Source organism: Aeromonas bivalvium, from assembly GCF_046078285.1.
Lineage (GTDB): Bacteria > Pseudomonadota > Gammaproteobacteria > Enterobacterales > Aeromonadaceae > Aeromonas > Aeromonas bivalvium.
In genome coordinates this window covers 26,332-52,663 of the sequence record NZ_JBGXBV010000007.1, presented here as the reverse complement: position 1 = coordinate 52,663, position 26,332 = coordinate 26,332, and the positions used below count along the sequence as shown (strand labels likewise).

The following is a 26,332-nucleotide window of genomic DNA, read 5'->3' as shown; positions in this document are numbered from 1 at the left end:
AGCGCGGCAGAGCGGGCTAGACCTTCATCCAGCGCAGCAACAGAGCCAGCGCCGCAATCCATGCCGCCACGTTCCAGGAAGGCCCCGCCAAGGCGCTGTAAAGTGGCCCCAGCGCCAGCCAGTCAGCCGCCCAGTACAGCAGGGCTTTCGCCGCGAACACGGCGGCCAGCGCCGCCACTGTGTGCCACAACATCAACCCCGGAAATCTATCGCTCAACCACATCGGCACCACCTCCCTTCAATCCAACTGAAGGCCTGCATCGAGGAGCCGCTGCCGCCACTCGGGGGTTCTAGGGATTTTCCGTCCAAATGCGACATTCAGACTGCTAAGTGATTGATTTATTGTGACTGGCTATGTGAAGCGCCAAAAAAGTAATACCCCTCTGGAGGCCGCGGACGGCGTGGCCTCCAGAGCACTTTGTCGTTTTTGGACGGAAAATCCCTAGAACCCCTGAGCATGGCGACGGACACCCCACGGATTCCAGAACAAGGCGTGGCCACTCTGCCTGATGAGGCTTGGGAGCGTGCGCGCCGTCGTGCGGAGATCATCAGTCCGTTGGCGCAGTCGGAGACGGTCGGGCACGAAGCGGCCGATATGGCGGCTCAGGCGCTGGGCTTGTCTCGGCGCCAGGTATACGTTCTGATCCGGCGTGCCCGGCAAGGCAGCGGCCTCGTGACGGATCTGGTGCCCGGCCAGTCCGGTGGAGGTAAAGGTAAGGGGCGCTTGCCGGAACCGGTCGAGCGCGTCATCCACGAGCTACTGCAAAAGCGGTTCCTGACCAAGCAGAAGCGCAGCCTAGCGGCCTTTCACCGCGAAGTCACTCAGGTGTGCAAGGCTCAAAAACTGCGAGTGCCGGCGCGCAATACCGTGGCCTTACGGATCGCTAGCCTTGACCCGCGCAAGGTCATCCGCCGGCGGGAAGGCCAGGATGCCGCTCGTGACCTACAAGGTGTGGGCGGCGAGCCTCCTGCCGTGACCGCGCCGCTGGAGCAGGTGCAGATAGACCATACGGTCATCGACCTGATCGTGGTCGATGACCGCGACCGGCAACCTATTGGCCGCCCGTACCTGACCCTCGCCATCGACGTGTTCACCCGCTGCGTGCTCGGCATGGTCGTCACGCTGGAAGCGCCGTCTGCCGTTTCGGTTGGCCTGTGCCTCGTGCATGTCGCCTGCGACAAGCGCCCTTGGCTGGAAGGACTGAACGTGGAAATGGATTGGCAGATGAGCGGCAAGCCCTTGCTGCTCTACCTAGACAACGCGGCCGAGTTCAAGAGCGAGGCCCTGCGCCGGGGTTGCGAGCAGCATGGCATCCGGCTGGACTATCGCCCGCTGGGACAGCCGCACTATGGCGGCATCGTGGAACGGATCATCGGCACGGCGATGCAGATGATTCACGACGAACTGCCGGGAACGACCTTCTCCAACCCTGACCAGCGCGGCGACTACGATTCCGAAAACAAGGCCGCCCTGACGCTGCGCGAGCTAGAGCGCTGGCTCACATTGGCGGTCGGCACCTACCACGGTTCGGTGCACAACGGCCTGCTCCAACCGCCGGCCGCGCGCTGGGCCGAGGCCGTGGCGCGTGTCGGCGTACCGGCCGTCGTCACACGCGCTACTTCGTTCCTGGTCGATTTTCTGCCGATCCTCCGGCGCACGCTGACCCGCACCGGCTTTGTCATCGACCACATCCACTACTACGCCGATGGGCACTGTTGCAAATAGTCGGTGGTGATAAACTTATCATCCCCTTTTGCTGATGGAGCTGCACATGAACCCATTCAAAGGCCGGCATTTTCAGCGTGACATCATTCTGTGGGCCGTACGCTGGTACTGCAAATACGGCATCAGTTACCGTGAGCTGCAGGAGATGCTGGCTGAACGCGGAGTGAATGTCGATCACTCCACGATTTACCGCTGGGTTCAGCGTTATGCGCCTGAAATGGAAAAACGGCTGCGCTGGTACTGGCGTAACCCTTCCGATCTTTGCCCGTGGCACATGGATGAAACCTACGTGAAGGTCAATGGCCGCTGGGCGTATCTGTACCGGGCCGTCGACAGCCGGGGCCGCACTGTCGATTTTTATATCTCCTCCCGTCGTAACAGCAAAGCTGCATACCGGTTTCTGGGTAAAATCCTCAACAACGTGAAGAAGTGGCAGATCCCGCGATTCATCAACACGGATAAAGCGCCCGCCTATGGTCGCGCGCTTGCTCTGCTCAAACGCGAAGGCCGGTGCCCGTCTGACGTTGAACACCGACAGATTAAGTACCGGAACAACGTGATTGAATGCGATCATGGCAAACTGAAACGGATAATCGGCGCCACGCTGGGATTTAAATCCATGAAGACGGCTTACGCCACCATCAAAGGTATTGAGGTGATGCGTGCACTACGCAAAGGCCAGGCCTCAGCATTTTATTATGGTGATCCCCTGGGCGAAATGCGCCTGGTAAGCAGAGTTTTTGAAATGTAAGGCCTTTGAATAAGACAAAAGGCTGCCTCATCGCTAACTTTGCAACAGTGCCGGATTGAATATAACCGACGTGACTGTTACATTTAGGTGGCTAAACCCGTCAAGCCCTCAGGAGTGAATCATGACCGTAGTCACGACCGCCGATACCTCCCAACTGTACGCACTTGCAGCCCGACATGGGCTCAAGCTCCATGGCCCGCTGACTGTCAATGAGCTTGGGCTCGACTATAGGATCGTGATCGCCACCGTCGACGATGGACGTCGGTGGGTGCTGCGCATCCCGCGCCGAGCCGAGGTAAGCGCGAAGGTCGAACCAGAGGCGCGGGTGCTGGCAATGCTCAAGAATCGCCTGCCGTTCGCGGTGCCGGACTGGCGCGTGGCCAACGCCGAGCTCGTTGCCTATCCCATGCTCGAAGACTCGACTGCGATGGTCATCCAGCCTGGTTCGTCCACGCCCGACTGGGTCGTGCCGCAGGACTCGGAGGTCTTCGCGGAGAGCTTCGCGACCGCGCTCGCCGCCCTGCATGCCGTCCCCATTTCCGCCGCCGTGGATGCGGGGATGCTCATCCGTACACCGACGCAGGCCCGTCAGAAGGTGGCCGACGACGTTGACCGCGTCCGACGCGAGTTCGTGGTGAACGACAAGCGCCTCCACCGGTGGCAGCGCTGGCTCGACGACGATTCGTCGTGGCCAGATTTCTCCGTGGTGGTGCATGGCGATCTCTACGTGGGCCATGTGCTCATCGACAACACGGAGCGCGTCAGCGGGATGATCGACTGGAGCGAGGCCCGCGTTGATGACCCTGCCATCGACATGGCCGCGCACCTTATGGTCTTTGGTGAAGAGGGGCTCGCGAAGCTCCTCCTCACGTATGAAGCGGCCGGTGGCCGGGTGTGGCCGCGGCTCGCCCACCACATCGCGGAGCGCCTTGCGTTCGGGGCGGTCACCTACGCACTCTTCGCCCTCGACTCGGGTAACGAAGAGTACCTCGCTGCGGCGAAGGCGCAGCTCGCCGCAGCGGAATGAGCGAACGTCGATATAGCCCGCTCGCGACGCTGTTCGCGGCGACCTTTCTCTTCCGGATCGGCAACGCGGTGGCGGCCCTCGCGCTTCCATGGTTCGTCCTGTCTCATACAAAGAGCGCGGCCTGGGCGGGCGCCACGGCCGCTAGCAGCGTCATCGCGACCATCATCGGCGCGTGGGTTGGTGGTGGCCTCGTCGATCGGTTCGGGCGCGCGCCCGTCGCATTGATCTCGGGTGTGGTGGGCGGCGTGGCCATGGCGAGCATCCCACTGCTCGATGCCGTTGGCGCCCTCTCGAACACTGGGCTGATCGCTTGCGTGGTGCTCGGTGCCGCGTTCGACGCACCCGGTATGGCCGCGCAGGACAGTGAGCTGCCCAAACTCGGCCACGTCGCCGGGCTCTCCGTTGAGCGCGTCTCGTCACTGAAAGCGGTGATCGGGAACGTCGCGATTCTAGGTGGCCCGGCCCTTGGGGGGGCCGCAATCGGCCTGCTTGGCGCTGCGCCAACGCTCGGGCTGACGGCGTTCTGCTCCGTCCTTGCAGGTCTGCTCGGCGCGTGGGTGCTTCCCGCGCGTGCCGCTCGGACGATGACCACGACGGCGACTCTCTCCATGCGCGCCGGCGTCGCTTTTCTCTGGAGCGAACCCCTGCTGCGCCCTCTCTTTGGTATAGTGATGATCTTCGTGGGCATCGTTGGCGCCAACGGCAGCGTCATCATGCCTGCGCTGTTTGTAGATGCAGGACGCCAAGTAGCAGAGCTCGGGCTGTTCTCCTCAATGATGGGGGCTGGTGGTCTCCTTGGCATTGCCATTCATGCGTCGGTCGGCGCCCGGATATCAGCGCAGAACTGGCTGGCGGTGGCATTTTGTGGCTCTGCGGTGGGCTCGCTTCTGCTTTCACAGTTGCCAGGCGTGCCGGTGCTGATGTTGTTGGGCGCGCTCGTGGGACTGCTGACCGGCTCAGTCTCTCCCATTCTCAACGCTGCCATCTACAACCGCACGCCGCCAGAACTTCTCGGCCGGGTACTCGGCACGGTCTCGGCGGTGATGCTGTCAGCCTCGCCCATGGTTATGCTTGCGGCCGGCGCGTTTGTCGACCTTGCTGGTCCGCTCCCTGGCCTCGTTGTATCGGCCGTGTTTGCGGGGCTCGTGGCTCTACTCTCGCTCCGTCTTCAATTTGCTACAATGGCGGCGGCAGCCACAGCCTCCGCCCCAACCCATACAGAAGGTGAACACTGATGCCCCGCCCCAAGCTCAAGTCCGATGACGAGGTACTCGAGGCCGCCACCGTAGTGCTGAAGCGTTGCGGTCCCATAGAGTTCACGCTCAGCGGAGTAGCAAAGGAGGTGGGGCTCTCCCGCGCAGCGTTAATCCAGCGCTTCACCAACCGCGATACGCTGCTGGTGAGGATGATGGAGCGCGGCGTCGAGCAGGTGCGGCATTACCTGAATGCGATACCGATAGGCGCAGGGCCGCAAGGGCTCTGGGAATTTTTGCAGGTGCTCGTTCGGAGCATGAACACTCGCAACGACTTCTCGGTGAACTATCTCATCTCCTGGTACGAGCTCCAGGTGCCGGAGCTACGCACGCTTGCGATCCAGCGGAACCGCGCGGTGGTGGAGGGGATCCGCAAGCGACTGCCCCCAGGTGCTCCTGCGGCAGCTGAGTTGCTCCTGCACTCGGTCATCGCTGGCGCGACGATGCAGTGGGCCGTCGATCCGGATGGTGAGCTAGCTGATCATGTGCTGGCTCAGATCGCTGCCATCCTGTGTTTAATGTTTCCCGAACACGACGATTTCCAACTCCTCCAGGCACATGCGTAAACGGAGGTGTGCAGAGTCCCTGCGGCAGGCGACGAACACGACCGTCGTCGATTAGTACCGGTACGGTCGGTGGTATCGAAGTCTTGATCACCACTCAGGTCTACGGCTTACAAATGGTGACCATCCCGATACTTGCGTCAGAGCACCGGGCCGATTCTTTGACAGTGAATCACTCCCGTAAGGTTGTGCCGGTGTGGGTGTCCCGGGTCGAGACGATACTCCGCCAATGCGCCCAGCAAACAACCTGGCCATCGCAGGTGGTGGGGAGCGGTGTGGCGGATGAGTTGGACAAGTTGGTGTAGCAGCACGAGCACGGCGAGATAACATCGCAGGAGTTCGACATGCTCAAGAGACAGCTGATTGCGAATCGCGATGCAGATTCATAACCCGATTGCGGGTTGGCTTCACTCCACCATCACCGAGCAGACTAGCACGGCGGGCTCTGTTGCAAAGATTGGCGGCAGTCAGAGGTAGGCTGTCGCTCTGCGCCGATCAGGCGGCTGCTGCGAAATGGTGGTTGAGCATGCCCATGGCCTCCGTCAGCGCCGAGGGCCCAATGCCAAAAGCTCTCTCCACAAGGCGCACCTCGCCCCTGATGCCGGGCTGCAGGCACCAGGGGCGAGCCTGTCCTTTGCGCAGGGCTCGCATGACTTCGAATCCCTTGATCGTGGCATAGGCCGTGGGGATCGATTTGAAACCGCGCACCGGCTTGATCAGTATCTTGAGCTTTCCGTGATCGGCCTCGATCACGTTATTGAGATACTTCACCTGCCGGTGGGCCGTCTCCCGGTCCAGCTTTCCTTCGCGCTTCAATTCGGTGATCGCTGCACCATAGCTCGGCGCTTTGTCGGTATTGAGCGTGGCAGGCTTTTCCCAGTGCTTCAGGCCTCGCAGGGCCTTGCCCAGGAACCGCTTCGCTGCCTTGGCGCTGCGGGTCGGCGACAGGTAGAAATCGATCGTGTCGCCCCGCTTGTCGACTGCCCGGTACAGGTAGGTCCACTTGCCCCGCACCTTGACGTAGGTTTCATCCAGGCGCCAGCTCGGATCAAAGCCACGCCGCCAGAACCAGCGCAGCCGCTTCTCCATCTCCGGGGCGTAGCACTGGACCCAGCGATAGATCGTCGTATGGTCGACCGAAATGCCGCGTTCCGCCAGCATTTCCTCAAGGTCGCGATAGCTGATCGGATAGCGACAATACCAGCGCACCGCCCACAGGATCACATCACCCTGGAAATGGCGCCACTTGAAATCCGTCATCGTTCCGTCCGTCCAATCTCCGCCAAGCATGCTCAAGCTTCACGATTTTTGCAACAGAGCCCACACGAGTATTGAGCATAGTCGAGATTGGTGCAGATCACTTCTGATATTGAACTGTCAGGAGCTGGCTGCACAACAGCCATTACGCCCAATCAACTGGTGCAGTCGTCTTCTGAAAATGACAATCGTGCCACCGGCTCCAGGTCTTATCGAACAGCTCAGACACATGGTCCAAATGCTGGTCGATCCGTTCGGCCAGTTTTTCGATGGCCTCTTGCTTGAGCTTGTCACTTTCCCTGAACTCGATGTTCAAGGCCCTGGCCACCTGGTTGAGGTTCCGGCCGATAGCTCCAAGCTGCCGGCACGATTCCCGTACGGTGTTCACTTCTTCATCAGTGAGGACCGGCATCCGGTTCAACGACCGCAGTCATTTCTGTACCTAAACAGTCCTGCGAATATGTGAGTTTTGACCTAATGAGCCACAAAAACTCATTTTCGCCCACGATAATTTTTCTACTTCCTTTCTTTGGAATGCTCATTTCAATATTCACATAACGTCGCTATCAATCGCGGAAAAGGCGTAGTGCGCGAAGCGAACGAAGCTTTTTGCCGTCGATTGCATAGCTTTGTTAACCCTTTTTCCAAATTTGATAGCAATAGTTAATGTTTGAAGTAAAGTGTTGCTCAAAAACAACTTCGAAGGTATTTGGAATACTCGGGAAGAAAACATCCCCCTCTGGCTCGATGTCGATCGTCGATAAGTGGAGCGTAGAGGCCATGGGTAATGTTTCTCGGTAAATTTCTCCGCCACCAGACACTATAACGTGACCGGTGAATTCAGCTAGCCTGTCCATGGCCTCTTCGATTGACTGAAATACAACTACATTGTCATCATTTGATGTCCAACCTGAGCGGGTAACGACCGCGTATTTCCTATTGGGGAGTGCGCCCATAGATTCAAACGTCTTGCGACCCACCAGAAGCCACTGATTGTAGGTCAATGCTTTAAAAAGTAGCTGCTCCCCTTTCGCGGACCAGGGTATGTCTGGACCGCAACCAATCACGCCGTTTTTCGCTTTCGCAGCCATCAATGATACTTTCAAGGTTCTCATCCTGGGTTAACACCTGAGTTAAGCCGCGCCGCGAAGCGGCGTCGGCTTGGACGAATTGTTAGGCCGCATATCGCGACCTGAAAGCGGCACGCAAGACCTCAACCTTTTCCGCCCCGAGTGAGGTGCATGCGAGCCTGTAGGACTCTATGTGCTTTGTAGGCCAGTCCACTGGTGGTACTTCATCGGCATAGTAAAAGTAATCCCAGATGATCGCCTCCCAGCTGTTACAACGGACTGGCCGCCCGGCGATGACGCCCTCAGCCGCCTCTGGGCACGAGCCCTGCGGAGCCTCCGCGATTTCATACGCTTCGTCTGCCCACCAAGCAGGTTCGCAGTCAAGTAACTCATCCCCGATCTCCGCTAAGAATCCATAGTCCAACTCCTCCATGACGCGCCCGCCGAGCATTTCAACTATTGCCTCGAGCTCGCCGCGCCTCTCGCCGGGAAACGTCAGATCAATATCATCGTGCTTGCGTGTTACACGCCCTAGCCGTGCATCGATCGCCCAGCCCCCACCGATCCAGAGCGGCAGATTTCGCTCATCTGCCGCAGCTAGAATTTTGTGTATCAATGTGACCTGCGTTGTGTCCATGCGGCCTAACGGTTTGGGCTATGGGCAGTGGCGGTTTGCGTGAGCCTTTCCTGTCAAACCGAGAAAACGCTCGGGCGGGCTACCGACTTTGCAAATTGCACTTCAACCCGCCATTGCCTATGAGCCAGTGTTAGCGGTAGTTTTTTATTTATTCAAATAGTAATTCCACGTTATTTTTGCAATGTCTGAAATAATCTTTTCATTAATTTCCGAAGTTTCTTTGGACTCTGCAACAAATACGCTTATAAAAATTAATTGTCCATTCGGTAAAGTAATTACCCCAACATCATTAGTGGCTGCTGCAATTCCATTATTTATTCCGGAAGTCCCTGTTTTATGAGCAACAATTGTATTCTTTGGTAATTGTCCTTTTAATCGGTTACTTCCTGTTGTTGTTTCTCTCATAATTTTCCAAATAAAATCATAACTTTTTTTAGAAAGTAATTGGTTCTTATTATTATAAGTATCTATTAACAGTTTGTTCATCGCTGTTGGGGTTGCCCAATTTTGATATTGGGTATTCCAATCCTTGTGCATTTGTTCTTCGTTTGCTTTGATTGAAATATCAGTGAAATGATTAGCATTCAAGAATTTTTGAACAGAATCAGTTCCTCCGATTAATTTTAGCAAAATATCACAACCAATATTGTCGCTCTCTGATACTGTATAATTTAGTATTTGTTCAATCGTCAAAGTTGTTCCATTAGGGAATTCCTCTTTAATCGGACTCCACGTTTTAGGCAAAAGGTCTTGAGGGGTAATCTCTATTTTTTGTTCAAAAGAAAGATTCCCTTTATCTATCTCAGACAAAACGGCTAAAGCAATCGGAAATTTCATAACGCTTTGCATCGGGAAATGGAAGTCGTTATTAATCTTCAAAGTATCCTTCTCATTGCTGTTGAATATTGCTACTCCTATTCTGGCATTTTTTGCCTTTAAAACATTCTCAATTTTCAAAGTTAAGTTGTCAGTTTGAGCATTTGAATACACAATTGTAAAAAATAAACTTAACAATACTAATAATATCCTTTTTACGATTTTCATATGTCTGTACTCCTATCTGGTTAAATTACCGCTAACGCCTGAGCTCAGCCGACCGAAACCGCGTAGCGGTTTTGGGTCGGCTGCAGCGATTTGTTGGGCGATAGCTTGCCACATTCTCTCAACGATTGGGATTTGATGTACTTTCCGCACTTTGTAGCGCGACCACATCATGCTCCCCCTGGCCGCGAGAGCCCTTCACTCGGGAAACACAAGACAGACCGAGCACGACTGTTGCAAGGGTCAAACAGTACACGACAACCGGCCAAGCCGTGTTGCGCGGCAACAGCGAAATGATCAACGTTCCGATGCTTCCTAGCAGTACACCGCCCAAGCAGAAGTAGACTGCCGTGACCGTTCCAGCAACATGGTCGAATCCTCGAAGAGCGCCATTGGGCGACACAGATACCGCTGTGGCGACACCAATACCCACTAGCCACATTGGAGCAATAAAGCCTAACACGGACTGCGAAGCCCATATTTCGGTGATGGCAAGCAATACTGCTCCAGCTATCAGGCATCCCATTCCCATTCGCAAGACACTTGGGCTGCCCCACTTGGGTATCACACGCCCCATAAAACGAGCCGTAAACACCATGGCAATTGCCACTGTGGCGAACAGCAGGCTGAAGCCAAGCTGAGACACACCTTGCCTGCCCATCATTAGTCCGGGCGCAATGGAGAAAAAGACGAAGAAGCTACCCATTCCAGCGGCGTAACACAACGTGTACAACCAGAAGTTCAGGCACTTAACGGGGAGTAGCAGCTGCGACCATTGCAAGCCCGCAACTCGTTGCACCCGGGTTTCAGGCCAGAATCGCCACGCTGCTGCAGATGCAGCGATCATGCCCAAACCTAGAAACGCAAAGATAGCCCGCCACCCAAGCCACATGTCGACGAGCGCTCCGAGCAATGGGCCTACCGCCGGGACCATGGCCAGCATGGATCCGAGTATGCCGTAAATGACATTACTTTCCTCGCGACCTGCGTAAATGTCACGTACTGTTGCAAATGTGGAAACAAGGCACGCCGAGGCACCACAAGCCTGAAGAATCCGAAGCCCCAGAAAGACTTCAGCCGATGACGTAAGAGCGAGGCCCATTGACGCCACAACGTAGGCGAGGCCACCTCCCAGTAGAACGGGGCGGCGCCCCAGTCGGTCCGATAGCGGTCCAAACAAGAGCTGACCGGCACCAATCATGACCAAGTACGTTGTCAGCGTAAGCTGAATTGTGCTCGCTGTCGTACCAAGCGCGTTTGGCATAAACGGCACTGCTGGCAAGTACATGTCCATGCCGAGTGATGCCAATAAATCGAACGGTGATAACAACAACACCGTGGCGGCAAGGGAGTACCGCCAACTAAAGTTTTTTGAGCGCACGAAACCATCTCCTTGAACAAAGGATTTGGCGGCGCTCCCGTAGAGCAAAAGGATTCATGAGAACGCCGCAACAACCGAAAAATGAAGGTTGCTGCGGCTTACTTGTCTGCGTTCTTGGAAGTGCTCATCTGCTGACTATCTCATGATTGAATTTGAATCGTAACAACTTTCAAGCAACTCTGCGAGGAGCCTTATTGTGCGCCCAACGTTTGACTTAGGCATCACTGCGTGTTCGCTCGAATGCCTGGCGTGTTTGAACCATGTACACGGCTGGACCATCTGGGGTGGTTACGGTACCTTGCTTCTCAAACCCCGCTTTCTCGTAGCATCGGATCGCTCGCAAGTTGCTCGGCGACGGGTCCGTTTGGATCTTGGTGACCTCGGGATCATTGAACAGCAACTCAACCAGAGCTCGAACCAGCTTGGTTCCCAAGCCTTTGCCCAGTTGTGATGCATTCGCCAGTGACTGGTCTATTCCGCGTACTCCTGGATCGGTTTCTTCTTCCCACCATCCGTCCCCGCTTCCAAGAGCAACGTACGACTGGGCATACCCAATCGGCTCTCCATTCAGCATTGCAATGTATGGAGTGACGGACTCTTGCGCTAAAACGCTTGGCAAGTACTGTTCCTGTACGTCAGCAAGTGTCGGGCGTGCTTCTTCTCCGCCCCACCACTCGACGATATGAGATCGATTTAGCCACTCATAGAGCATCGCAAGGTCATGCTCAGTCATGAGGCGCAGTGTGACGGAATCGTTGCTGTTGGTCACGATGCTGTACTTTGTGATGCCTAACGCCCGCCTAAGGGGCTGGCAACGCATGACACTAAACCCAAACACAACAGCCGTAACCACCACAGCTCATTGGGACTGGAAACGCCACGCGTTGACAGTCCCTCTTGAGGCGTTTGTTATGTGTGTGTTCAAACCATCAAATTTAGTCAGGAACTACTATTAAACCTAATTGCTCTAAAAGTTGTTCTTGCTGCCACGAACAGATTTTTACACCTGTAAGGTCAACTTTCCGAGGGTCTAAACCATACAACTCCGAGTGGCTCAAATCACAACCTTGCAACCTACACTGGCTCCAACACCCTTCAGAAAATACTCCCCGACTTAAATCAGACTCTTTAAATGATGCACCACTCAGATTTGCGCCAATCCATCTATTCTCAAACAAATCACACTTTTCGATACACTGCCTTTCAAAGTTGGCGTATGAAAGATTACAACCTGTTATATAAGCTGAACAAAAATACATTCTGTTCGATACCTGATTCATGAAGCTAGCTTGAGCAAAATTGGCACCCTTTAAATCGCATTCTCTGAACTCGATACCAAAACAATTTGCACCTTTGAAATACGACATTGAAAGACTGCAGTTTTTAAAAGATGCATCTCTAAGATCCGAGTAAGAAAAATCACACCCCTCTAATTCACCTCGTTCAATGAAAGAACAATCTACAAATTGTGTATCGCGGAGGTTCGCTCGTTTAAAGGAACAGCAGAAAAATTTGCAATTTTTAAAATACTGACCACTCATGTCTTGATGTGAAAAGTCTGCTTGTACATATAACTGGTCTGTTTTATCCATTTTCTGGCCCTCTTTCTATTTGAGTCGAAGACTAACATTTACCAACCAGTTCTCAAGAAAAATAAACACCTTAAAAACAGCAACTTACAACCACTTAAAATCGCAAAAATAAGGTACCAAATTGACGCTCTAAGGCACTGTTTTTTAATTCACCCATGCCGCATGGCTAGAAAAAAGTTTTGATTAATCATGGCGCTTGCAAGAAAAACACATAACTTTGTTTTAGGGCGACTGCCCTGCTGCGTAACATCGTTGCTGCTCCATAACATCAAACATCGACCCACGGCGTAACGCGCTTGCTGCTTGGATGCCCGAGGCATAGACTGTACAAAAAAACAGTCATAACAAGCCATGAAAACCGCCACTGCGCCGTTACCACCGCTGCGTTCGGTCAAGGTTCTGGACCAGTTGCGTGAGCGCATACGCTACTTGCATTACAGCTTACGAACCGAACAGGCTTATGTCCACTGGGTTCGTGCCTTCATCCGTTTCCACGGTGTGCGTCACCCGGCAACCTTGGGCAGCAGCGAAGTCGAGGCATTTCTGTCCTGGCTGGCGAACGAGCGCAAGGTTTCGGTCTCCACGCATCGTCAGGCATTGGCGGCCTTGCTGTTCTTCTACGGCAAGGTGCTGTGCACGGATCTGCCCTGGCTTCAGGAGATCGGAAGACCTCGGCCGTCGCGGCGCTTGCCGGTGGTGCTGACCCCGGATGAAGTGGTTCGCATCCTCGGTTTTCTGGAAGGCGAGCATCGTTTGTTCGCCCAGCTTCTGTATGGAACGGGCATGCGGATCAGTGAGGGTTTGCAACTGCGGGTCAAGGATCTGGATTTCGATCACGGCACGATCATCGTGCGGGAGGGCAAGGGCTCCAAGGATCGGGCCTTGATGTTACCCGAGAGCTTGGCACCCAGCCTGCGCGAGCAGCTGTCGCGTGCACGGGCATGGTGGCTGAAGGACCAGGCCGAGGGCCGCAGCGGCGTTGCGCTTCCCGACGCCCTTGAGCGGAAGTATCCGCGCGCCGGGCATTCCTGGCCGTGGTTCTGGGTTTTTGCGCAGCACACGCATTCGACCGATCCACGGAGCGGTGTCGTGCGTCGCCATCACATGTATGACCAGACCTTTCAGCGCGCCTTCAAACGTGCCGTAGAACAAGCAGGCATCACGAAGCCCGCCACACCGCACACCCTCCGCCACTCGTTCGCGACGGCCTTGCTCCGCAGCGGTTACGACATTCGAACCGTGCAGGATCTGCTCGGCCATTCCGACGTCTCTACGACGATGATTTACACGCATGTGCTGAAAGTTGGCGGTGCCGGAGTGCGCTCACCGCTTGATGCGCTGCCGCCCCTCACTAGTGAGAGGTAGGGCAGCGCAAGTCAATCCTGGCGGATTCACTACCCCTGCGCGAAGGCCATCGGTGCCGCATCGAACGGCCGGTTGCGGAAAGTCCTCCCTGCGTCCGCTGATGGCCGGCAGCAGCCCGTCGTTGCCTGATGGATCCAACCCCTCCGCTGCTATAGTGCAGTCGGCTTCTGACGTTCAGTGCAGCCGTCTTCTGAAAACGACAGTTTTTGTGTCATTTTCAGAAGACGACTGCACCAGACAACGCGGTTTGAAGGCTGTTGTGCAGTCGTCTATTGAACGAACAGTATCAGGAGTCCGCTGCACGAATGATGACCTCAAGCCGGTTCTGGTCGCGCTGGCGACCGATCTGCCCCTGGATGTGCGATACCGCGACCACGATCTTTCCGGCGATTGGGCGGGCTACCGCGAATGCCACATCAAGCCCGACCTGCTGCTGATCTACCGCAAGTCCGACGCCGACACCCTGCGACTGGCGCGGCTTGGCTCCCATAGCGAGCTGTTCGGCTGATGCCAGTCGCCTTGTCCGCCAAACGATCATTAGGCGGCCAAACCGGACGCCTGTCCGAAAACATCTTGCGCAACGGGATGACGGACAATAAGATAGGCGGACGGTATAACGGACAAATGGGCGGAAATGGCACTCATCGGCTATGCGCGGGTATCGACGGCGGAACAGGACACCGCCTTGCAGACGGATGCGCTGCGCAATGCAGGCTGCGAACGGGTTTTCGAGGACACGGCATCCGGGGCCAAGGCAGACCGGCCCGGCTTGGCCGATGCGCTGGCTTATCTGCGCGATGGCGATGTGCTGGTCGTCTGGCGGCTGGATCGGCTTGGCCGCTCCCTGCCGCACCTGATTGAGACGGTCGGCAAGCTGGAAGCACGGGGCGTCGGCTTCCGCTCGTTGACTGAAAACATCGACACCACCACGCCGGGCGGACGGCTCATCTTCCATGTGTTCGGTGCGCTGGGCCAGTTCGAGCGCGACCTGATCCGCGAGCGCACCAAGGCCGGGTTGACCGCTGCCGCCGCACGCGGGCGCAAAGGCGGACGCAAGCCGGTTGTCACTGCCGACAAGTTGCAACGAGCGCGGGAGCTTGTCGCCAACGGCTTGAATGTCCGCGAGGCCGCCGCACGCCTCAAGGTAGGAAAAACCGCTCTCTACGCTGCCTTGCAGGCGGCCAGTTCTGGCAGTGCAGCCGACTCCTGATATTTCGTGCAGTCGCCTTCTGAAAACGACAGCATTTTAAATGGTTCCAAAATAGTTTTTTGCCACCCGAGATGTAGTTCCCATTAGGTATACCTTTTTAGAACCACCACATGACGATCGAAACACAACCTTTCGATAGCCTTTTGATCTGACAGCACAAACTTTAAGTGTGATCCGTCATCACAAAGTCGCTTTTGAGTTGTATTTGAGTATTTAAGCGACGTTGCTCACCATTCCTGATCTGCTGAATGGGATGCCAAAGGAGGAAATCTACAGAAGCTGGGCTTTGAGGTGAGTCATCTTTTCGACTCACCGAACAAGCCAGCAGCCAAGCGTAGCGCGGCAGTTCTTTACCCCATGGCTTGGTAATCTCCCCGTCTGCTGTTCTCTTACCCGCTATAGGGGATAAATGTTAGATACCGCCTACAGCGTGTAAGTTACATTTACCACCTGTAACAGGTAAATATTGATATACCTGCCATAGCGTGTAAATTGGAAGAAGGCACGCTACCAGGTTGTCGAATCATGAAAGTAACCAGCGCCAAGCAGCTGAGCGCCTGTATCAAGGATGCCAGGCTTTCTCAAAAGCTCTCTCAAGGCAAAGTGGCCGAGAAAGTGGGGATTAGGCAAGACACAGTCTCCAGCTTCGAGCTCAATCCTGAGTCCACCAAGCTGGAAACCCTGTTCAAGATCCTCGCAGCACTCGAATTGTCAGTGGATATCAAACCCCGCAATGAGTCATCCGAGAGTCCGGCATCGGGCTGGAAGGAGGAGTGGTAATGGCCAATCTGGCTGTCTACATGAACGGCTATCGGGTAGGCACATTCACCAAAACTACCAGCGGCGCCCATCAGTTTCAGTACCATGAGTCATGGCTAGCACAACCGGGCAGCCGTCCGATCTCACTCTCCATGCCATTGCGCCATCAGGCCTACCGGGGCGATGAAGCCTATAACTTCTTCGACAACCTGCTGCCAGATAATACGGAGGTGAGAAACAGGGTTGTAGCACGCTATCAAGCGGCATCAACCCAGCCCTTCGATCTGCTCAGTTGCATTGGCCAGGATAGCGTAGGGGCATTACAGCTGGTTACCGAAGGGCACGATGTTCCAGATGTCAGGCGAATCGACTACAAGGCACTTTCCGATGACGAGCTCGAGCAGATCCTGACCAGCTACAAATCAGGAATCCCTTTGGGGATGGTCAGGGAGCAAGAGGAGTTCCGGATCTCTATCGCCGGGGCGCAAGAAAAGACTGCGCTGCTCTATATCGATGGCCGTTGGTACTTGCCACTCAAAGCAACGCCGACAACCCACATTATCAAACTCCCTATCGGCAAGATTGAAAGCCACTCCTACTCGATAGACCTCTCCCAGAGCGTAGAAAACGAATATCTCTGCACTCTGATTGCCAAGGAGTTTGGTCTACCCGTACCTCACTGCTTCATGATGCAGGTTGGCCAGGTCAAAGCACTGGCTGTGGAACGCTTCGACAGACGTTACGCTGCCGATCGCAGTTGGATAATGCGCCTTCCCCAAGAAGATTTCTGTCAGGTATTGAATGTTCCGTCAGCACGGAAATACGAGAGCCATGGAGGACCAGGGATCACAGACATCATGAAAACCTTGCTGGGCTCTGCGACACCAGAACAGGATCGCTACCTGTTCATGAAATCTCAGGTCCTGTTCTGGCTGCTGGCAGCCACCGATGGCCATGCAAAGAACTTCTCGGTCTTTATTGAACCGGAAGGGCGTTTTCGCCTGACCCCTTTTTACGACATCCTATCTGTCTATCCAGTGTTTGGTGGCCGAGGCCTCAACCGAAGGGACGCCAAGCTCGCTATGGGCCTAGCAAGCAGCAAGGGAAAGAAGTACTCCATTGAGCAGATATTCCCGCGTCATTTCTTCCAAACGGCAAAAACTGTGGGATTTGAGCGTTCTGCTATGGAAGAGATCCTGACAGAACTGGCCAACTCCGTTGATGATGTTATTGAGCGCGTTACCCAGCAATTGCCAGCAGACTTCCCCGATACCATCAGCAGCACCATTCTAGAGGGCCTAAAAGCCCGCTCAGCCAGGCTGATAAAGGGTTGGGATTAAATTGGCGGTATGTGGGATGACTGCACGGTTAGCCAAACTACCTATGGGGAAACTTGCACGGTTCGAAGAGTAAAGCGGCTTTCTAGGCACCGGACGATGCTATAGTCGGTTCAAAATATGTTCAAAACTCACCTAAAAGGCGGCTTTGACTGCGTGTGGTGGCATCGCGTTGATTCATATGGGAAGGCTGCACGATCGAGAATGGACTATATGGGAACGCTGCACGATGGCAGAAACCCGTGAGCGGCCTCTCAATATGCTGTTTTAGTTACTTTTACCCCAAGTGGCCCCCGAAAAGTCACTAACATATTGAAGATAATAAATTATTTACATTCTGCATCGGCAAATAAACCTGCACGGCAGACAATGAAAAGCCCGGGATGATCCCGGGCTTTTTTTGTGCATTTTTTATCCGCAAACCTAGAGGCGGCGCAGGCACCACATGAAGTAAGCGCCCCCTAACAGGGTGGAGACCAGACCGACCGGCACCTCCTGCGGGAACAGGATCTGCTGGCCGACCCAGTCCGCCAACACCATCAGCAGGGCCCCGCATCCCGCCGCACCGAGCAGGTGCCAGCGGGCCCGCACCAGCCCCATCAGCTTGGCCATGTGGGGGGCCAGCAAGCCGGCGAAGGAGAGCGGGCCTATGACCATGGTCGCACTGGCGGTGAGCACGGCCACCAGCAGCAGTATGATGAGCTGGGCACGACTGAGGTGGATCCCCAGGGCCGTCGCCACCGCCGGCCCCATGGGCATCAGATCGAGCCAGCGGCTCACCAGCAAGCAGGCCGCCAGCATCAGCAGCGCCAACCCCGTCAGGCCATAGGCCACCGGCAGGGTGACGTAATAGGTGGAGCCAGACATCCAGGAGAGCAGCTGCTGCACCCGCAGATCGCCGTTGGCCAGGGCGATGGCCTGCAGCGGCTCGAACAGTGCCGTGATGGCGATGCCGGAGAGCAGGATCCGCTCAGGCTGGAAACCGTGCTTGCGGTTGACCAGCACCAGCAGCAACAGGCAGCCGAAGGCACCGAGCAGGCCCCCCAGCAGCATCATGGGCAGCGGCAAAGCGGGCAGCAGCAAGGCCGTCGCTATCACCCCCATAAAGGTGCCGCCGCTCACCCCCAGCAGCTCCGGGCTCGCCATGGGGTTGCTGCTGACCCGCTGTAACAGGGTGCCCGCCAGGGCCAGCAGCACACCGGCAGCACCGGCAGCCAGGGTACGCGGCAGGCGCCACTCCAGCTGGGCCTGCCACCTGAGCCAGCTCGGCCAGCTCCAGCCGTGCATCCCCTGCCCGACCAGCAGGGACGCAACCACCGCCAATAGCAGCCCTATCAACAGCAGGCCGATAAGGCGAGCGGGCGCCCCATGGCGTGCCACCGTCAGGCCGCTGGCGGCCTTGGGAGCGCCTGACTTGAAGGCAAGCCGAGGGATCAGCCAGAGCAGCAGAGGGGCCCCCAGCAGCGCCGTCATGGCCCCGGTCGGGATCAGCACAGGCCAGAAGCGGCTCAGGGATTGCAGCAGCAGATCCGTGGCCGCCAGCAGCAAGGCACCCAGTATGGGGGCCCACAGCAGGCGCTGGCCGAGCTGCCTCACCCCCAGCAGTCGCACCATGGCCGGTGCCGCCAGCCCGATGAAACCGATGAGCCCCACCACGCTCACCACGCAGGCGGTGACGAAGACCGCGAGCCCGAGGCCGGCGAAGCGCAGCTGCTTGAGGGAGACCCCCAGGCTGCGGGCGCTGGCATCGTCCAGCTCCAGCACGCCCAGCGGGCGCACCAGCACAGCGGCCAGGACGCCGGCCAGCAGCAGGCGGGGTAGCAAGTAGCTCACGCCACTCCAGCTGTTCTGGGCCAGGGAGCCGCTGCCCCACACCAGCAGGCCCTTAAGCTCCTCCTGGAAGAAGAGCAGCAGCCCCATGCTGATGGCCGCCAGATAGAGGTTGATCACCAGCCCCGCAAATACGATGACCACAGGGTTGAGCTGGCGACGCCAGGCCAGGGCAAACACCAGCGCCATCGCAAGGCTGCCCCCCGCCATGGCGATCCACTCGCACCCGATCAGCAGCCAGGAGGGGGCGAACAGGGTCACCATCATCAGCGCCAGCTGGGCGCCGGAGGCCACCCCCAGCGTGGTGGGGGACGCGAGGGGATTGCGCAGCACCTGCTGCATCAGGGTGCCGGCCAGCCCGAGGGCGGCACCGGCCAGCAGGCAGACCACCAGCCGCGGCAGCCAGCTGAAGTGAATGACCGCCTGGCGGGCGTCGTCCAGCTCGGGGGAGAAGAGCGCCTGCCACCAGAGTGCGCCCGGCAGCTGGCGCGCCAGCTCACCACAGGCCAGCACCAGGGTCAGCGCCAGCAGGCAGAGGCCCGGGCGCAGCAAGGGAGAGGAGACGAAACGATTCATCGGGTTTCCCCCTTGAAGGCCACGCCGCCCTGAGGCTGAAGTGCCTCGCCGAGCAGGGTGGCGAAACGACGGGCGGCCAGCATGCCGCCGAAACTCCAGGTCGCGGGCAGATGCAGCACGGGCGTGTTCTGTACCAGCGGCAGGTGCTGCCAGAGCCCGGGCTCCTGCAGTTTTTCACTCACCCCCACGGGAATGGGATCCACCACCACCAGCCTGGCCTCGGGAATAGCCAAGAACTGCTCGAGACTGGCCACCGAGAAGCCCCAGGCGTTGGTCTCCCCCTGCCAGGCATTGCGCAGGCCGAGCCGCGCCATCACCGCCTCGAACAGGCTGTGGCGGCCAAACACCCGTACATGGCGCTCGTCGATAAACTGCACCACCAGCAAGGGGGGCAGAGAGGCGGGCAGCGTCTCCTTCATCTGCGCCAGATCCCGCTCCAGCGCGGCGAGCTGGCGCTCGGCCTCGGCGGTTCTGTTCACCAACGCGGCTATGGTCAGGGTCGCCTCGCGCAGCCGCGGCCACAGCTCGGCATCGGGTTCATAGAGGGCGATGGACTGCACCGGCGCGATGCGGGACAGGGTCGGCGCCAGGGGGGCCGCCAGCGGGGAGATGAGGATGAGATCGGGCTTGAGCTCAGCCAGCAGTTCCCGGTTGGGCTGGGCCCGCAGGCCGATGTCGATCACCCCGGCGGGGAGCCTGGGTTCGCCGACCCAGGCGCGATAGGAGTTCACATCCCCCATGGCCAGCGGGGTCACGCCGAGGGCCAGCAGGGTTTCGGCTATGGTCCAGTCCACGGTGGCGATGCGCGGAACAGTGCCGTCGGCAGCAGGGGATGAGGGCGGTGTCTCGGCCTGCGTCGCCAGCGGCAGCAGCAGGCTGACGAGGCAGGGGGCCATCTTCAATAAAAGGTTCAAGAGCTCCCCCGGTCAGACGATGGCGATGGCGTGGTCATGAGCCGGGTGGCGAATGACCTCCATGGGGATGCCATAGATGGAGTTCAGGGTCTCCCCTGTCATGATCTGTTCGGGCTCGCCGTGGGTCAGCAGACGGCCGGTGTGCAGCGCCACCAGCCGATCGCAGAAGCGGGAAGCCATGTTGATGTCGTGAATGACGATGATGACCCCGAGGTTGAGCTGGCGACTCAACTGTTTGACGAGGGTGAGCACCTCCACCTGATGAGCCACGTCCAGGGCGGCCAGCGGCTCGTCCAGCAGGATGAAGCGGCTCTCCTGGGCCAGCAGCATGGCCAGCCAGACCCGGCCCCGCTCGCCGCCGGAGAGGGTATCCACCAGCCTGTCGGCAAACCCCTCGGTATGGGTCAGCGCAATGGCCTTGTCGACCTGGCGGTGATCTTCCGCCCCCATGCGGCCCAGCAGGCCGCGCCAGGGATAGCGCCCCATCTCCACCAGATCCCGGCCGAGCAGGTTCTCGGCGCTCGGCAGATGCTGGGGCAGATAGGCCACCTGACGGGCGAAGTCCCGGTTGCCCCACTCCTGCAGCGGCTTGTCATCGAACAGTATCTCCCCATCGCTCAGGGGCTGCTGGCGTGCCAGCAGCTTGAGCAGGGTGGATTTGCCCGAGCCGTTGTGGCCGATGAGGCCGTAGACCTGACCCTGCTCGAAACGCAGGCTGGTGGGTTGCAGCAGGGTGCGGTCGTTGACCGCGAAGCTGGCGGCTTTCATCTCAAACATGATCTGCTCCCGTGCCGGCGCTGTGCTCGACGCTCGGGTCGGTGAGCGCCATGGCTCGGCGAGCGTTCACCATAAAACCGGCAGATTTCCTCTCAAACATGATTCATTCCTGTGCTGAAAGGGGTTGGCGCTCGCCTCCCCCTTGCGGCCGGCATCAGACCGGCACCTCGCTATCGAGATGGGCGACCGCATCCCGGCTCACCTGCTCGCGCCGCTCGCCGGTCAGCTCGGTGAGCTGGCCCTGACGCATCTCCAGCAGGCGATCCGCCAGGGAGAAATAGAGATCGTCGTGGCTGATGGCGATCACCGTCTTGCCCATCTCCTTGAGGCGTGGCAACAGCACCTGATAGAAGATGCGGCGGAACTGGGGATCCTGATCCGCCGCCCACTCGTCAAACAGCATCACCTCGCGCTGCTCCGCCAGTGCCAGCAGCAGGGCGACCCGCTTGCGCTGCCCCTGGGAGAGATCGATGTTGGCGATGAAGCCCTCCTCGATGGCAAGCTTGCTGCCCATCTGCAGCCGCTCCAGCCACTCGGCCACCAGGGCCTCTTTCGGCTCAGGCCCCAGCAGGTGCTGGAACAGGTGGTAGTCGGTGAAGATGGCGGAGAAGAGCGCCAGGTAGGCGTTGCGATCGGCAATGGGCTCACCATCCAGCAGGATCCGGCCAGAGACCGGCTGATAGAGCCCGGTCAGCAGCATGGCCAGGGTCGACTTGCCGGAGCCGTTGCCGCCAATGATGAAGAGCTGCTCCCCCCGCTCAATGGTCAGATTGATGGGCCCCACGGCGAAACCGCCCTCCCCCTGATAGTGAAAGCTCACCTGCTCCAGCTCGATGCGCTGCCAGGGACGAGGCGCCGGCGGCAGCGGGAACCTGGGCTCCGGCTCGGCCAGATTCAGGGTCGCTATCTTGTCGAACGCCACCTGGGCCGAGATCAGGGTCGGCAGGGCGCCTATGCCCTGCAGCAGCGGGGTGCGCAGGAACAGCAGGGTCAGGGCGAAGGTGGCGGCCACATTGGTGTTGGCCCAGCCGAGGCCATTGGCCAGGAAGAAGACCAGACCTATGGCCCCCAGCATCATGATGTTCGACCAGTTCACCGCGCTCAGGTGATAGGTATCGGCACGGATGATCTCCCGGCGGTAGTCCCGGGCGTTCTGCTCATAGAGCTGGTGGTAGACGAAGTGGGCCCGCTCGCGATTGAGGGCCAGCTCCTTGCTGCCCGCGATGATGGACTGGTAGTTTTGGTAGAGCCTGTCTTCGGCCTGACGCATCCGGGCCAGGTGGCGATAGACCCGGTTCACCAGCAGCCAGCCCACCACCATGGTCACGGTGACCCAGAGGGCGGTGACACCGAGCAGGGCGGGAGAGAGCAAGCCGAGGTAGATGATGGAACCCAGGGTGAGCACCAGCCCCTGCACCAGCTCCGGCAGGCGCACGAAGGCAATGGTGATCTGGCCAATGTCGCTGGAGAGGGAGGCCAGCAGCGGCCCCTGCCCTATCTGGCGAATGCGGGCGACGTCGGTGTCCAGCAGTTGCTTGAGCAGGCGGCCTCGCAGGTGATAGACGAAATGGTGACCCAGGGTGGTCAATGCCAGCTGGGATCCCAGCGTGATCACCAGCAGCAGCAAGATAAGGGCGATCAGCTGGCCAAGCACGGGTAATGGCTCACCAACTGATTCGATAAGGGATTGATTGATAAAGGCAATAACACCTATCCCGCTCACTGCGCTGAGCAGGCTGAGCAGGGTAATGGCGATGAAGGGCCAACGATATTGGCGGTAAACCAGTGACAAGAGTTCCATGACAGGCCTGTATACAAAAAGAAGGAGGGCGGGAGCTTGAGGCTCCCGCCCGGCCTGTATCTTACCAGCGGTAGTTGACGGAGCCGACTATGCTGCGCGGCTCGCCGTAGTAGCAGTAGTAGTCACAGCTCGCCACATAGGTGTCGTTCAGCAGGTTGTTGACGTTGACCTGGGCACGCCAGTTCTTGGCAAAATCATACCCGATCATCGCATCCCACACCGTCTGGGCCGGCACCTGGGCCGAACCGTAGATGGGGCTGTAGTCCGCATTCACGGCACCTATGCCGACGCTGGAGCCGATGTAGCGCACCCCGGTGCCCAGTTCCAGCCCGGAGACCGGGCCCTGCAGCACCTGGTAGTTGCCCCAGAAGGAGGCCTGATGACGGGGGATCAGGCTGGCACGACGATCGCCATCGCCGGTGTCGTTGGTCTTGGCATCGGTATAGGTGTAGGCCGCTGTCAGGCGCAGCGCCTCTGTGGCCTGCACGCTCCCTTCCAGTTCCACGCCCCGGGAGGTCACTTCACCGGCCTGGGTCTGCTGGCCGGAACCGGTAGAGACGAGCGAGTTGGTCTGTTCCAGATCGAACAGCGCCAGGTTGATGTAGCCATCGAGGAAGCTGGGGGCGTACTTGATGCCGGTCTCGTACAGCTTGCCTTCCAGCGGCTTGTAGGAGTTCTTGGTGTTCGGGTCTATGCCAGGCAGCACTTCGAACGACTCCGCATAGGCGAAGTAAGGGGAGAGGCCGTTGTCGGCCAGGTACATCAGGCTGCCGGAGAGCGAGAGGTTGTCGTCATACTGCTTCTCGTTCTTGCTGGTGGCTTCGCTGATGTTGTGGGTCTCCACATAGTCGAAGCGACCACCCGCGGTCAGCAGCCAGCGATCGTCCCAGCGGATCTGGTGCTGGGCATAGAAGCCGCTCTGGCCCTTGGTGCTCTTCTGATGGGTGGTGGTGGACTCGTCGAAACCGGGGAAGCCGCCGTGATCCGGGTGCAGGGTGTCGATGGATCCCATGCCGTAGTTGTCGGCTTCCTGGCCTTCGTTCACGTGACGCTGCAGATCGATCCCCAGCAACAGGGTCTGTTCGGTACGATCCGTGTTCCAGTAGCCCACCAGCTGGTTGTCCATGGTGCCGCTCTTGGTGTCGCCATCCCGGTAGACCAGCCCCCGGTAGGCGGTGGTGCCTTCATAGGTCGGGAAGATATAGGTCTGACGCAGCAGCAGATCGTTGTAGTTGAAGCGGACGTTCTGCTTGAACTCCCAGGTCTCGTTGATCTGGTGAGCCAGCTCGTAGCCGGCGGAGATCTGGGTGTTGCGGTTGCGATCGTAATCCGGCTGGCTCAGGTTGGTGGCGGGATCAATCTGGCCACCCTCTGTATTGAGGGTGCCGTAAACCGGGAAGAAGCCGTTGGTCGGCACTCCTTCATCGTGCAGGAAGCTGGCCAGCAGGGTCAGGCTGGTGCGATCCGAAAGATCGAAGGTGACGCTCGGCGCCAGGTAGGCACGCTCGTTGTAGGTGCCATCCAGCACCCCATCCCGCTCTTTATAGAGGGCCACCATGCGGTAGCGGCTATCGTCGGTCAGGGCATCGGAAACATCCACCCCGATCTGGCGATGATCCCGGCTGCCGAGTTGCAGATCCAGCAGACCCTGGGGGGTGACGGTCGGCTTCTTGCTGATGGCGTTGATCACGCCGCCGGGAGGCGCCTCGCCGTAGAGGATGGAGGCCGGCCCTTTCAGCACTTCCACGCTCTCCAGGCCGAAGGGTTCCGGGGTCCAAACATAGTAGCCGGTGCCGAACAGGCGGTTGCCATCCAGGTAGGAAGCCGCATCGAAGCCGCGCACCTTGAACCAGTCGGTGTTGTTGTCGGAGCCATAGAGGCCGGTGAGTACGCCGGAGCGGTAGCGCACGGCTTCATCGAGCTGCTGCACGGCATGCTGATCCAGCTCCTCGCGGTTGACCACGGAGACGGCGCGCGGGGTCTCGGCCATGGGCACTTCCACCTTCATGGCGGTGCCGGTGACCACCATGGTTTCGCTGGCCTTGGGCAGGACATTCTCCTCGGCCAGGGCAGGCAAGGTACCCAGCAGGCACGCCAGAGGCACCAGACGCCCCAGCAGGGAGAGGGCCGGGGCGAATGAATCTTCTGTTTGAACTGTCATGTTTTAAGTCTCAATTCTTCAATGAGTTGGTTTCATGTTTTTATGAGACGGGCCAGGCCCGCCCCGCCGAACGATGCGGCGAATAAAGCAGCGTCATGCTACTACAGGAGGTAATCTCAATCGATTGAATAATTGCCAATCATTCGCATCCGTATTGATGAAGAGCAAGGAGATCCCACTCAGCCGGCAAAAGTGGATACGAAAGAGTCTTTTTGGCGGGGTGCCATATATAAGGAAGAGCAGAAGAGAAAAAAGAGTGAGGATCCGCGGCGGGATCTCGGCCATCGCAAAGAGGCCGAATATCCCCAAGGCTTATCCATATTTATCCACATGCTTTGGCGGTAGAATCCGGATCCTCATCGCATCAGGAATCATATCGTCATGGCCAAATTCAACCTCATCGTCGGCTCCATGCTGGGCGCCGCCGAGTATGTCGCCGACCACCTTGCCCAGCAGATCGAACAGGAGGGCCACCAGACAGAGATCCATAACCCTGCCCGCCTGGCGACCATCATGGCCGAGCCTGACGCCATAATGCTGATCGTCACCTCGACCCATGGTGCCGGGGACGTGCCGGACAATCTCCAGCCCTTCGCAAAAGATCTTTCCGAGCAAAAACCGGATCTTGCCGCGTTTCGTTACGGGGTGGTCGCCCTGGGAGACAGCAGCTACGACACCTTCTGCGCCGGCGGCAAGACCCTGGATCGCCTGTTGCACGAGTGCGGAGCCAGCCGGATCGGCGAGCGGCTGGAGATAGATGTCACCCGCTACGAGATCCCGGAAGATGCCGCCCAGGCCTGGATCCACCCCTGGCTCGCCTCGATCCCCTGATCAAGGAGGGAGATCCCCGGCCAGGAGACGATCTCCCCTCCTCCCCCCGGATTGACTATCCACCAGGTTATTCACATTCCGATCCGGCAGACTTGTTCTACATGCTTACCCACAGCAATCGGGGTGGATGTGGATAAGTATGGCTCAAACCTCTGTAAAACCTATAGTTATCCTATGTGCTAGTTATCTACAGATCCGGTGCTGTGTATAAATACCCTGGTTGTCCCCCGGTTCCCCGGGCCAGGATCCAAGCTTTTCCACAGGCTGGGATCGTCTTTAAGATAATGATCTTTATGATCAAAAAGTGCTTATCAACAGAAACCCCGGATCCTAATAAAAGATCCAGTAAAAGATCGATCTAAAGATCCTTAAGATCTACTAACGGATCCTGATCCCCCAAAGGCGATCAACTAGACGTTTCACTGAGCACGTGAAACAGATAGAATGTTTGCCCCCTTGATACGGGGTTTTAG

The 26,332-nt window shown here is 57.9% G+C and carries 25 protein-coding genes; 11 read left to right on the top strand and 14 right to left on the bottom strand.

Annotated elements, in window-relative coordinates:
* Positions 1 to 16: 16 nt before the first annotated feature.
* Entirely contained in the window at positions 17 to 193 is a 177-nt protein-coding gene (locus ACEUCR_RS15425) for a hypothetical protein (protein WP_167576894.1), read from the bottom strand.
* A gap of 264 nt (positions 194 to 457) precedes the next feature.
* Here ACEUCR_RS15425 and ACEUCR_RS15420 point away from each other — a divergent pair, with 264 nt between their 5' ends.
* From ACEUCR_RS15420 to mphR(A), 5 genes are all read left to right on the top strand, one after another.
* A complete protein-coding gene (locus ACEUCR_RS15420) occupies positions 458 to 1,726 on the top strand; it encodes a DNA-binding domain-containing protein (protein WP_000179845.1) in 1,269 nt (422 codons plus the stop codon).
* 46 nt (positions 1,727 to 1,772) lie between these two features.
* Positions 1,773 to 2,477: an IS6-like element IS26 family transposase gene (locus ACEUCR_RS15415; protein WP_001067834.1), complete on the top strand. Its 705-nt coding sequence runs from the start codon at positions 1,773 to 1,775 to the stop codon at positions 2,475 to 2,477.
* Positions 2,478 to 2,598: 121 nt separating this feature from the next.
* Positions 2,599 to 3,504, top strand: a complete 906-nt coding sequence (locus ACEUCR_RS15410; protein ID WP_000219391.1) for an Mph(A) family macrolide 2'-phosphotransferase — start codon at positions 2,599 to 2,601, stop codon at positions 3,502 to 3,504.
* Positions 3,501 to 4,739 carry a macrolide resistance MFS transporter Mrx(A) gene (gene mrx(A), locus ACEUCR_RS15405; RefSeq protein ID WP_000004159.1) on the top strand — a complete coding sequence of 413 codons (1,239 nt, stop codon included), beginning with the start codon at positions 3,501 to 3,503 and terminating at the stop codon, positions 4,737 to 4,739. Before ACEUCR_RS15410 ends, mrx(A) begins: the two co-directional genes overlap by 4 nt.
* The gene (gene mphR(A) / locus ACEUCR_RS15400; RefSeq protein ID WP_001137892.1) at positions 4,739 to 5,323 is read left to right on the top strand and encodes a macrolide-binding transcriptional repressor MphR(A); all 585 of its coding nucleotides are present in this window, start codon (positions 4,739 to 4,741) and stop codon (positions 5,321 to 5,323) included. The genes mrx(A) and mphR(A) overlap by 1 nt, the downstream gene beginning before the upstream one ends.
* 492 nt (positions 5,324 to 5,815) lie before the next feature.
* Here the strand turns inward: mphR(A) and ACEUCR_RS15395 are convergent, their stop codons facing one another.
* The 8 genes from ACEUCR_RS15395 to ACEUCR_RS15360 all read right to left on the bottom strand — a co-directional run bounded on the left by ACEUCR_RS15395 (position 5,816) and on the right by ACEUCR_RS15360 (position 12,298).
* Positions 5,816 to 6,580, bottom strand: a complete 765-nt coding sequence (locus ACEUCR_RS15395) for an IS6-like element IS6100 family transposase (protein WP_001389365.1) — start codon at positions 6,578 to 6,580, stop codon at positions 5,816 to 5,818.
* A gap of 142 nt (positions 6,581 to 6,722) precedes the next feature.
* Positions 6,723 to 6,989 (bottom strand): plasmid mobilization relaxosome protein MobC, encoded by a 267-nt coding sequence (mobC, locus tag ACEUCR_RS15390; protein WP_001144737.1) that lies wholly within the window; start codon positions 6,987 to 6,989, stop codon positions 6,723 to 6,725.
* 220 nt (positions 6,990 to 7,209) lie between these two features.
* On the bottom strand, positions 7,210 to 7,683 hold the full coding sequence (gene dfrA14, locus ACEUCR_RS15385; protein ID WP_004201280.1) for a trimethoprim-resistant dihydrofolate reductase DfrA14: 474 nt from the start codon (positions 7,681 to 7,683) through the stop codon (positions 7,210 to 7,212).
* A 67-nt stretch (positions 7,684 to 7,750) separates the two neighbouring features.
* The gene (aadB, locus tag ACEUCR_RS15380; protein WP_000381802.1) at positions 7,751 to 8,284 is read right to left on the bottom strand and encodes an aminoglycoside nucleotidyltransferase ANT(2'')-Ia; all 534 of its coding nucleotides are present in this window, start codon (positions 8,282 to 8,284) and stop codon (positions 7,751 to 7,753) included.
* Between the two features lie 144 nt (positions 8,285 to 8,428).
* Positions 8,429 to 9,328: an inhibitor-resistant extended-spectrum class A beta-lactamase VEB-1 gene (locus ACEUCR_RS15375; RefSeq protein WP_000706731.1), complete on the bottom strand. Its 900-nt coding sequence runs from the start codon at positions 9,326 to 9,328 to the stop codon at positions 8,429 to 8,431.
* 118 nt (positions 9,329 to 9,446) lie between these two features.
* Positions 9,447 to 10,706 carry a chloramphenicol efflux MFS transporter CmlA5 gene (locus tag ACEUCR_RS15370; protein WP_012300772.1) on the bottom strand — a complete coding sequence of 420 codons (1,260 nt, stop codon included), beginning with the start codon at positions 10,704 to 10,706 and terminating at the stop codon, positions 9,447 to 9,449.
* A gap of 214 nt (positions 10,707 to 10,920) precedes the next feature.
* Positions 10,921 to 11,475, bottom strand: coding sequence for an AAC(6')-Ib family aminoglycoside 6'-N-acetyltransferase (aac(6')-Ib, locus tag ACEUCR_RS15365; RefSeq protein ID WP_022631510.1), 555 nt, complete (start codon positions 11,473 to 11,475; stop codon positions 10,921 to 10,923).
* Between the two features lie 166 nt (positions 11,476 to 11,641).
* Positions 11,642 to 12,298: a quinolone resistance pentapeptide repeat protein QnrVC4 gene (locus ACEUCR_RS15360; RefSeq protein WP_000361704.1), complete on the bottom strand. Its 657-nt coding sequence runs from the start codon at positions 12,296 to 12,298 to the stop codon at positions 11,642 to 11,644.
* A gap of 351 nt (positions 12,299 to 12,649) precedes the next feature.
* Here ACEUCR_RS15360 and intI1 point away from each other — a divergent pair, with 351 nt between their 5' ends.
* The 5 genes from intI1 (at position 12,650) to ACEUCR_RS15335 (ending at position 16,972) form a co-directional block, all read left to right on the top strand.
* On the top strand, positions 12,650 to 13,663 hold the full coding sequence (gene intI1 / locus ACEUCR_RS15355; protein ID WP_000845048.1) for a class 1 integron integrase IntI1: 1,014 nt from the start codon (positions 12,650 to 12,652) through the stop codon (positions 13,661 to 13,663).
* A 208-nt stretch (positions 13,664 to 13,871) separates the two neighbouring features.
* Positions 13,872 to 14,171 carry a type II toxin-antitoxin system YafQ family toxin gene (locus ACEUCR_RS15350; RefSeq protein ID WP_429140627.1) on the top strand — a complete coding sequence of 100 codons (300 nt, stop codon included), beginning with the start codon at positions 13,872 to 13,874 and terminating at the stop codon, positions 14,169 to 14,171.
* Between the two features lie 126 nt (positions 14,172 to 14,297).
* Entirely contained in the window at positions 14,298 to 14,873 is a 576-nt protein-coding gene (locus tag ACEUCR_RS15345) for a recombinase family protein (RefSeq protein WP_001173919.1), read from the top strand.
* 525 nt (positions 14,874 to 15,398) lie between these two features.
* Positions 15,399 to 15,653, top strand: a complete 255-nt coding sequence (locus ACEUCR_RS15340) for a helix-turn-helix domain-containing protein (RefSeq protein ID WP_017410478.1) — start codon at positions 15,399 to 15,401, stop codon at positions 15,651 to 15,653.
* Positions 15,653 to 16,972 carry a type II toxin-antitoxin system HipA family toxin gene (locus ACEUCR_RS15335; RefSeq protein WP_042864682.1) on the top strand — a complete coding sequence of 440 codons (1,320 nt, stop codon included), beginning with the start codon at positions 15,653 to 15,655 and terminating at the stop codon, positions 16,970 to 16,972. Before ACEUCR_RS15340 ends, ACEUCR_RS15335 begins: the two co-directional genes overlap by 1 nt.
* Before the next feature lie 420 nt (positions 16,973 to 17,392).
* Here the strand turns inward: ACEUCR_RS15335 and fhuB are convergent, their stop codons facing one another.
* The 5 genes from fhuB to ACEUCR_RS15310 form a co-directional block, all read right to left on the bottom strand.
* A complete protein-coding gene (fhuB, locus tag ACEUCR_RS15330; protein WP_408791264.1) occupies positions 17,393 to 19,375 on the bottom strand; it encodes a Fe(3+)-hydroxamate ABC transporter permease FhuB in 1,983 nt (660 codons plus the stop codon).
* Positions 19,372 to 20,271 carry an ABC transporter substrate-binding protein gene (locus ACEUCR_RS15325; protein WP_408791394.1) on the bottom strand — a complete coding sequence of 300 codons (900 nt, stop codon included), beginning with the start codon at positions 20,269 to 20,271 and terminating at the stop codon, positions 19,372 to 19,374. Before ACEUCR_RS15325 ends, fhuB begins: the two co-directional genes overlap by 4 nt.
* Positions 20,272 to 20,301: 30 nt before the next feature.
* Positions 20,302 to 21,066: an ATP-binding cassette domain-containing protein gene (locus ACEUCR_RS15320; protein ID WP_408791260.1), complete on the bottom strand. Its 765-nt coding sequence runs from the start codon at positions 21,064 to 21,066 to the stop codon at positions 20,302 to 20,304.
* Positions 21,067 to 21,220: 154 nt separating this feature from the next.
* Positions 21,221 to 22,867, bottom strand: coding sequence for a multidrug ABC transporter permease/ATP-binding protein (locus ACEUCR_RS15315; protein ID WP_408791257.1), 1,647 nt, complete (start codon positions 22,865 to 22,867; stop codon positions 21,221 to 21,223).
* Positions 22,868 to 22,928: 61 nt separating this feature from the next.
* Complete coding sequence (locus ACEUCR_RS15310) at positions 22,929 to 25,028, bottom strand: TonB-dependent siderophore receptor (protein WP_408791254.1); 2,100 nt, start codon at positions 25,026 to 25,028, stop codon at positions 22,929 to 22,931.
* A gap of 381 nt (positions 25,029 to 25,409) precedes the next feature.
* Between ACEUCR_RS15310 and mioC the strand changes: the two genes are divergently transcribed.
* Complete coding sequence (gene mioC / locus ACEUCR_RS15305) at positions 25,410 to 25,859, top strand: FMN-binding protein MioC (RefSeq protein WP_042000382.1); 450 nt, start codon at positions 25,410 to 25,412, stop codon at positions 25,857 to 25,859.
* Positions 25,860 to 26,332 lie beyond the last annotated feature (473 nt).

Excerpts from the sequence above, each read along its gene's own strand:
- ACEUCR_RS15425 (WP_167576894.1), bottom strand. The coding sequence starts at position 193 with ATGTTGTGGCACACAGTGGCGGCGCTGGCCGCCGTGTTCGCGGCGAAA.
- ACEUCR_RS15420 (WP_000179845.1), top strand. The coding sequence starts at position 458 with ATGGCGACGGACACCCCACGGATTCCAGAACAAGGCGTGGCCACTCTG.
- ACEUCR_RS15415 (WP_001067834.1), top strand. The coding sequence starts at position 1,773 with ATGAACCCATTCAAAGGCCGGCATTTTCAGCGTGACATCATTCTGTGG.
- ACEUCR_RS15410 (WP_000219391.1), top strand. The coding sequence starts at position 2,599 with ATGACCGTAGTCACGACCGCCGATACCTCCCAACTGTACGCACTTGCA.
- ACEUCR_RS15395 (WP_001389365.1), bottom strand. The coding sequence starts at position 6,580 with ATGACGGATTTCAAGTGGCGCCATTTCCAGGGTGATGTGATCCTGTGG.
- mobC (WP_001144737.1), bottom strand. The coding sequence starts at position 6,989 with ATGCCGGTCCTCACTGATGAAGAAGTGAACACCGTACGGGAATCGTGC.
- aadB (WP_000381802.1), bottom strand. The coding sequence starts at position 8,284 with ATGGACACAACGCAGGTCACATTGATACACAAAATTCTAGCTGCGGCA.
- ACEUCR_RS15375 (WP_000706731.1), bottom strand. The coding sequence starts at position 9,328 with ATGAAAATCGTAAAAAGGATATTATTAGTATTGTTAAGTTTATTTTTT.
- ACEUCR_RS15360 (WP_000361704.1), bottom strand. The coding sequence starts at position 12,298 with ATGGATAAAACAGACCAGTTATATGTACAAGCAGACTTTTCACATCAA.
- intI1 (WP_000845048.1), top strand. The coding sequence starts at position 12,650 with ATGAAAACCGCCACTGCGCCGTTACCACCGCTGCGTTCGGTCAAGGTT.
- ACEUCR_RS15345 (WP_001173919.1), top strand. The coding sequence starts at position 14,298 with ATGGCACTCATCGGCTATGCGCGGGTATCGACGGCGGAACAGGACACC.
- ACEUCR_RS15340 (WP_017410478.1), top strand. The coding sequence starts at position 15,399 with ATGAAAGTAACCAGCGCCAAGCAGCTGAGCGCCTGTATCAAGGATGCC.
- ACEUCR_RS15335 (WP_042864682.1), top strand. The coding sequence starts at position 15,653 with ATGGCCAATCTGGCTGTCTACATGAACGGCTATCGGGTAGGCACATTC.
- fhuB (WP_408791264.1), bottom strand. The coding sequence starts at position 19,375 with ATGAATCGTTTCGTCTCCTCTCCCTTGCTGCGCCCGGGCCTCTGCCTG.
- ACEUCR_RS15325 (WP_408791394.1), bottom strand. The coding sequence starts at position 20,271 with ATGGCCCCCTGCCTCGTCAGCCTGCTGCTGCCGCTGGCGACGCAGGCC.
- ACEUCR_RS15320 (WP_408791260.1), bottom strand. The coding sequence starts at position 21,066 with ATGTTTGAGATGAAAGCCGCCAGCTTCGCGGTCAACGACCGCACCCTG.
- ACEUCR_RS15315 (WP_408791257.1), bottom strand. The coding sequence starts at position 22,867 with ATGGAACTCTTGTCACTGGTTTACCGCCAATATCGTTGGCCCTTCATC.
- ACEUCR_RS15310 (WP_408791254.1), bottom strand. The coding sequence starts at position 25,028 with ATGACAGTTCAAACAGAAGATTCATTCGCCCCGGCCCTCTCCCTGCTG.
- mioC (WP_042000382.1), top strand. The coding sequence starts at position 25,410 with ATGGCCAAATTCAACCTCATCGTCGGCTCCATGCTGGGCGCCGCCGAG.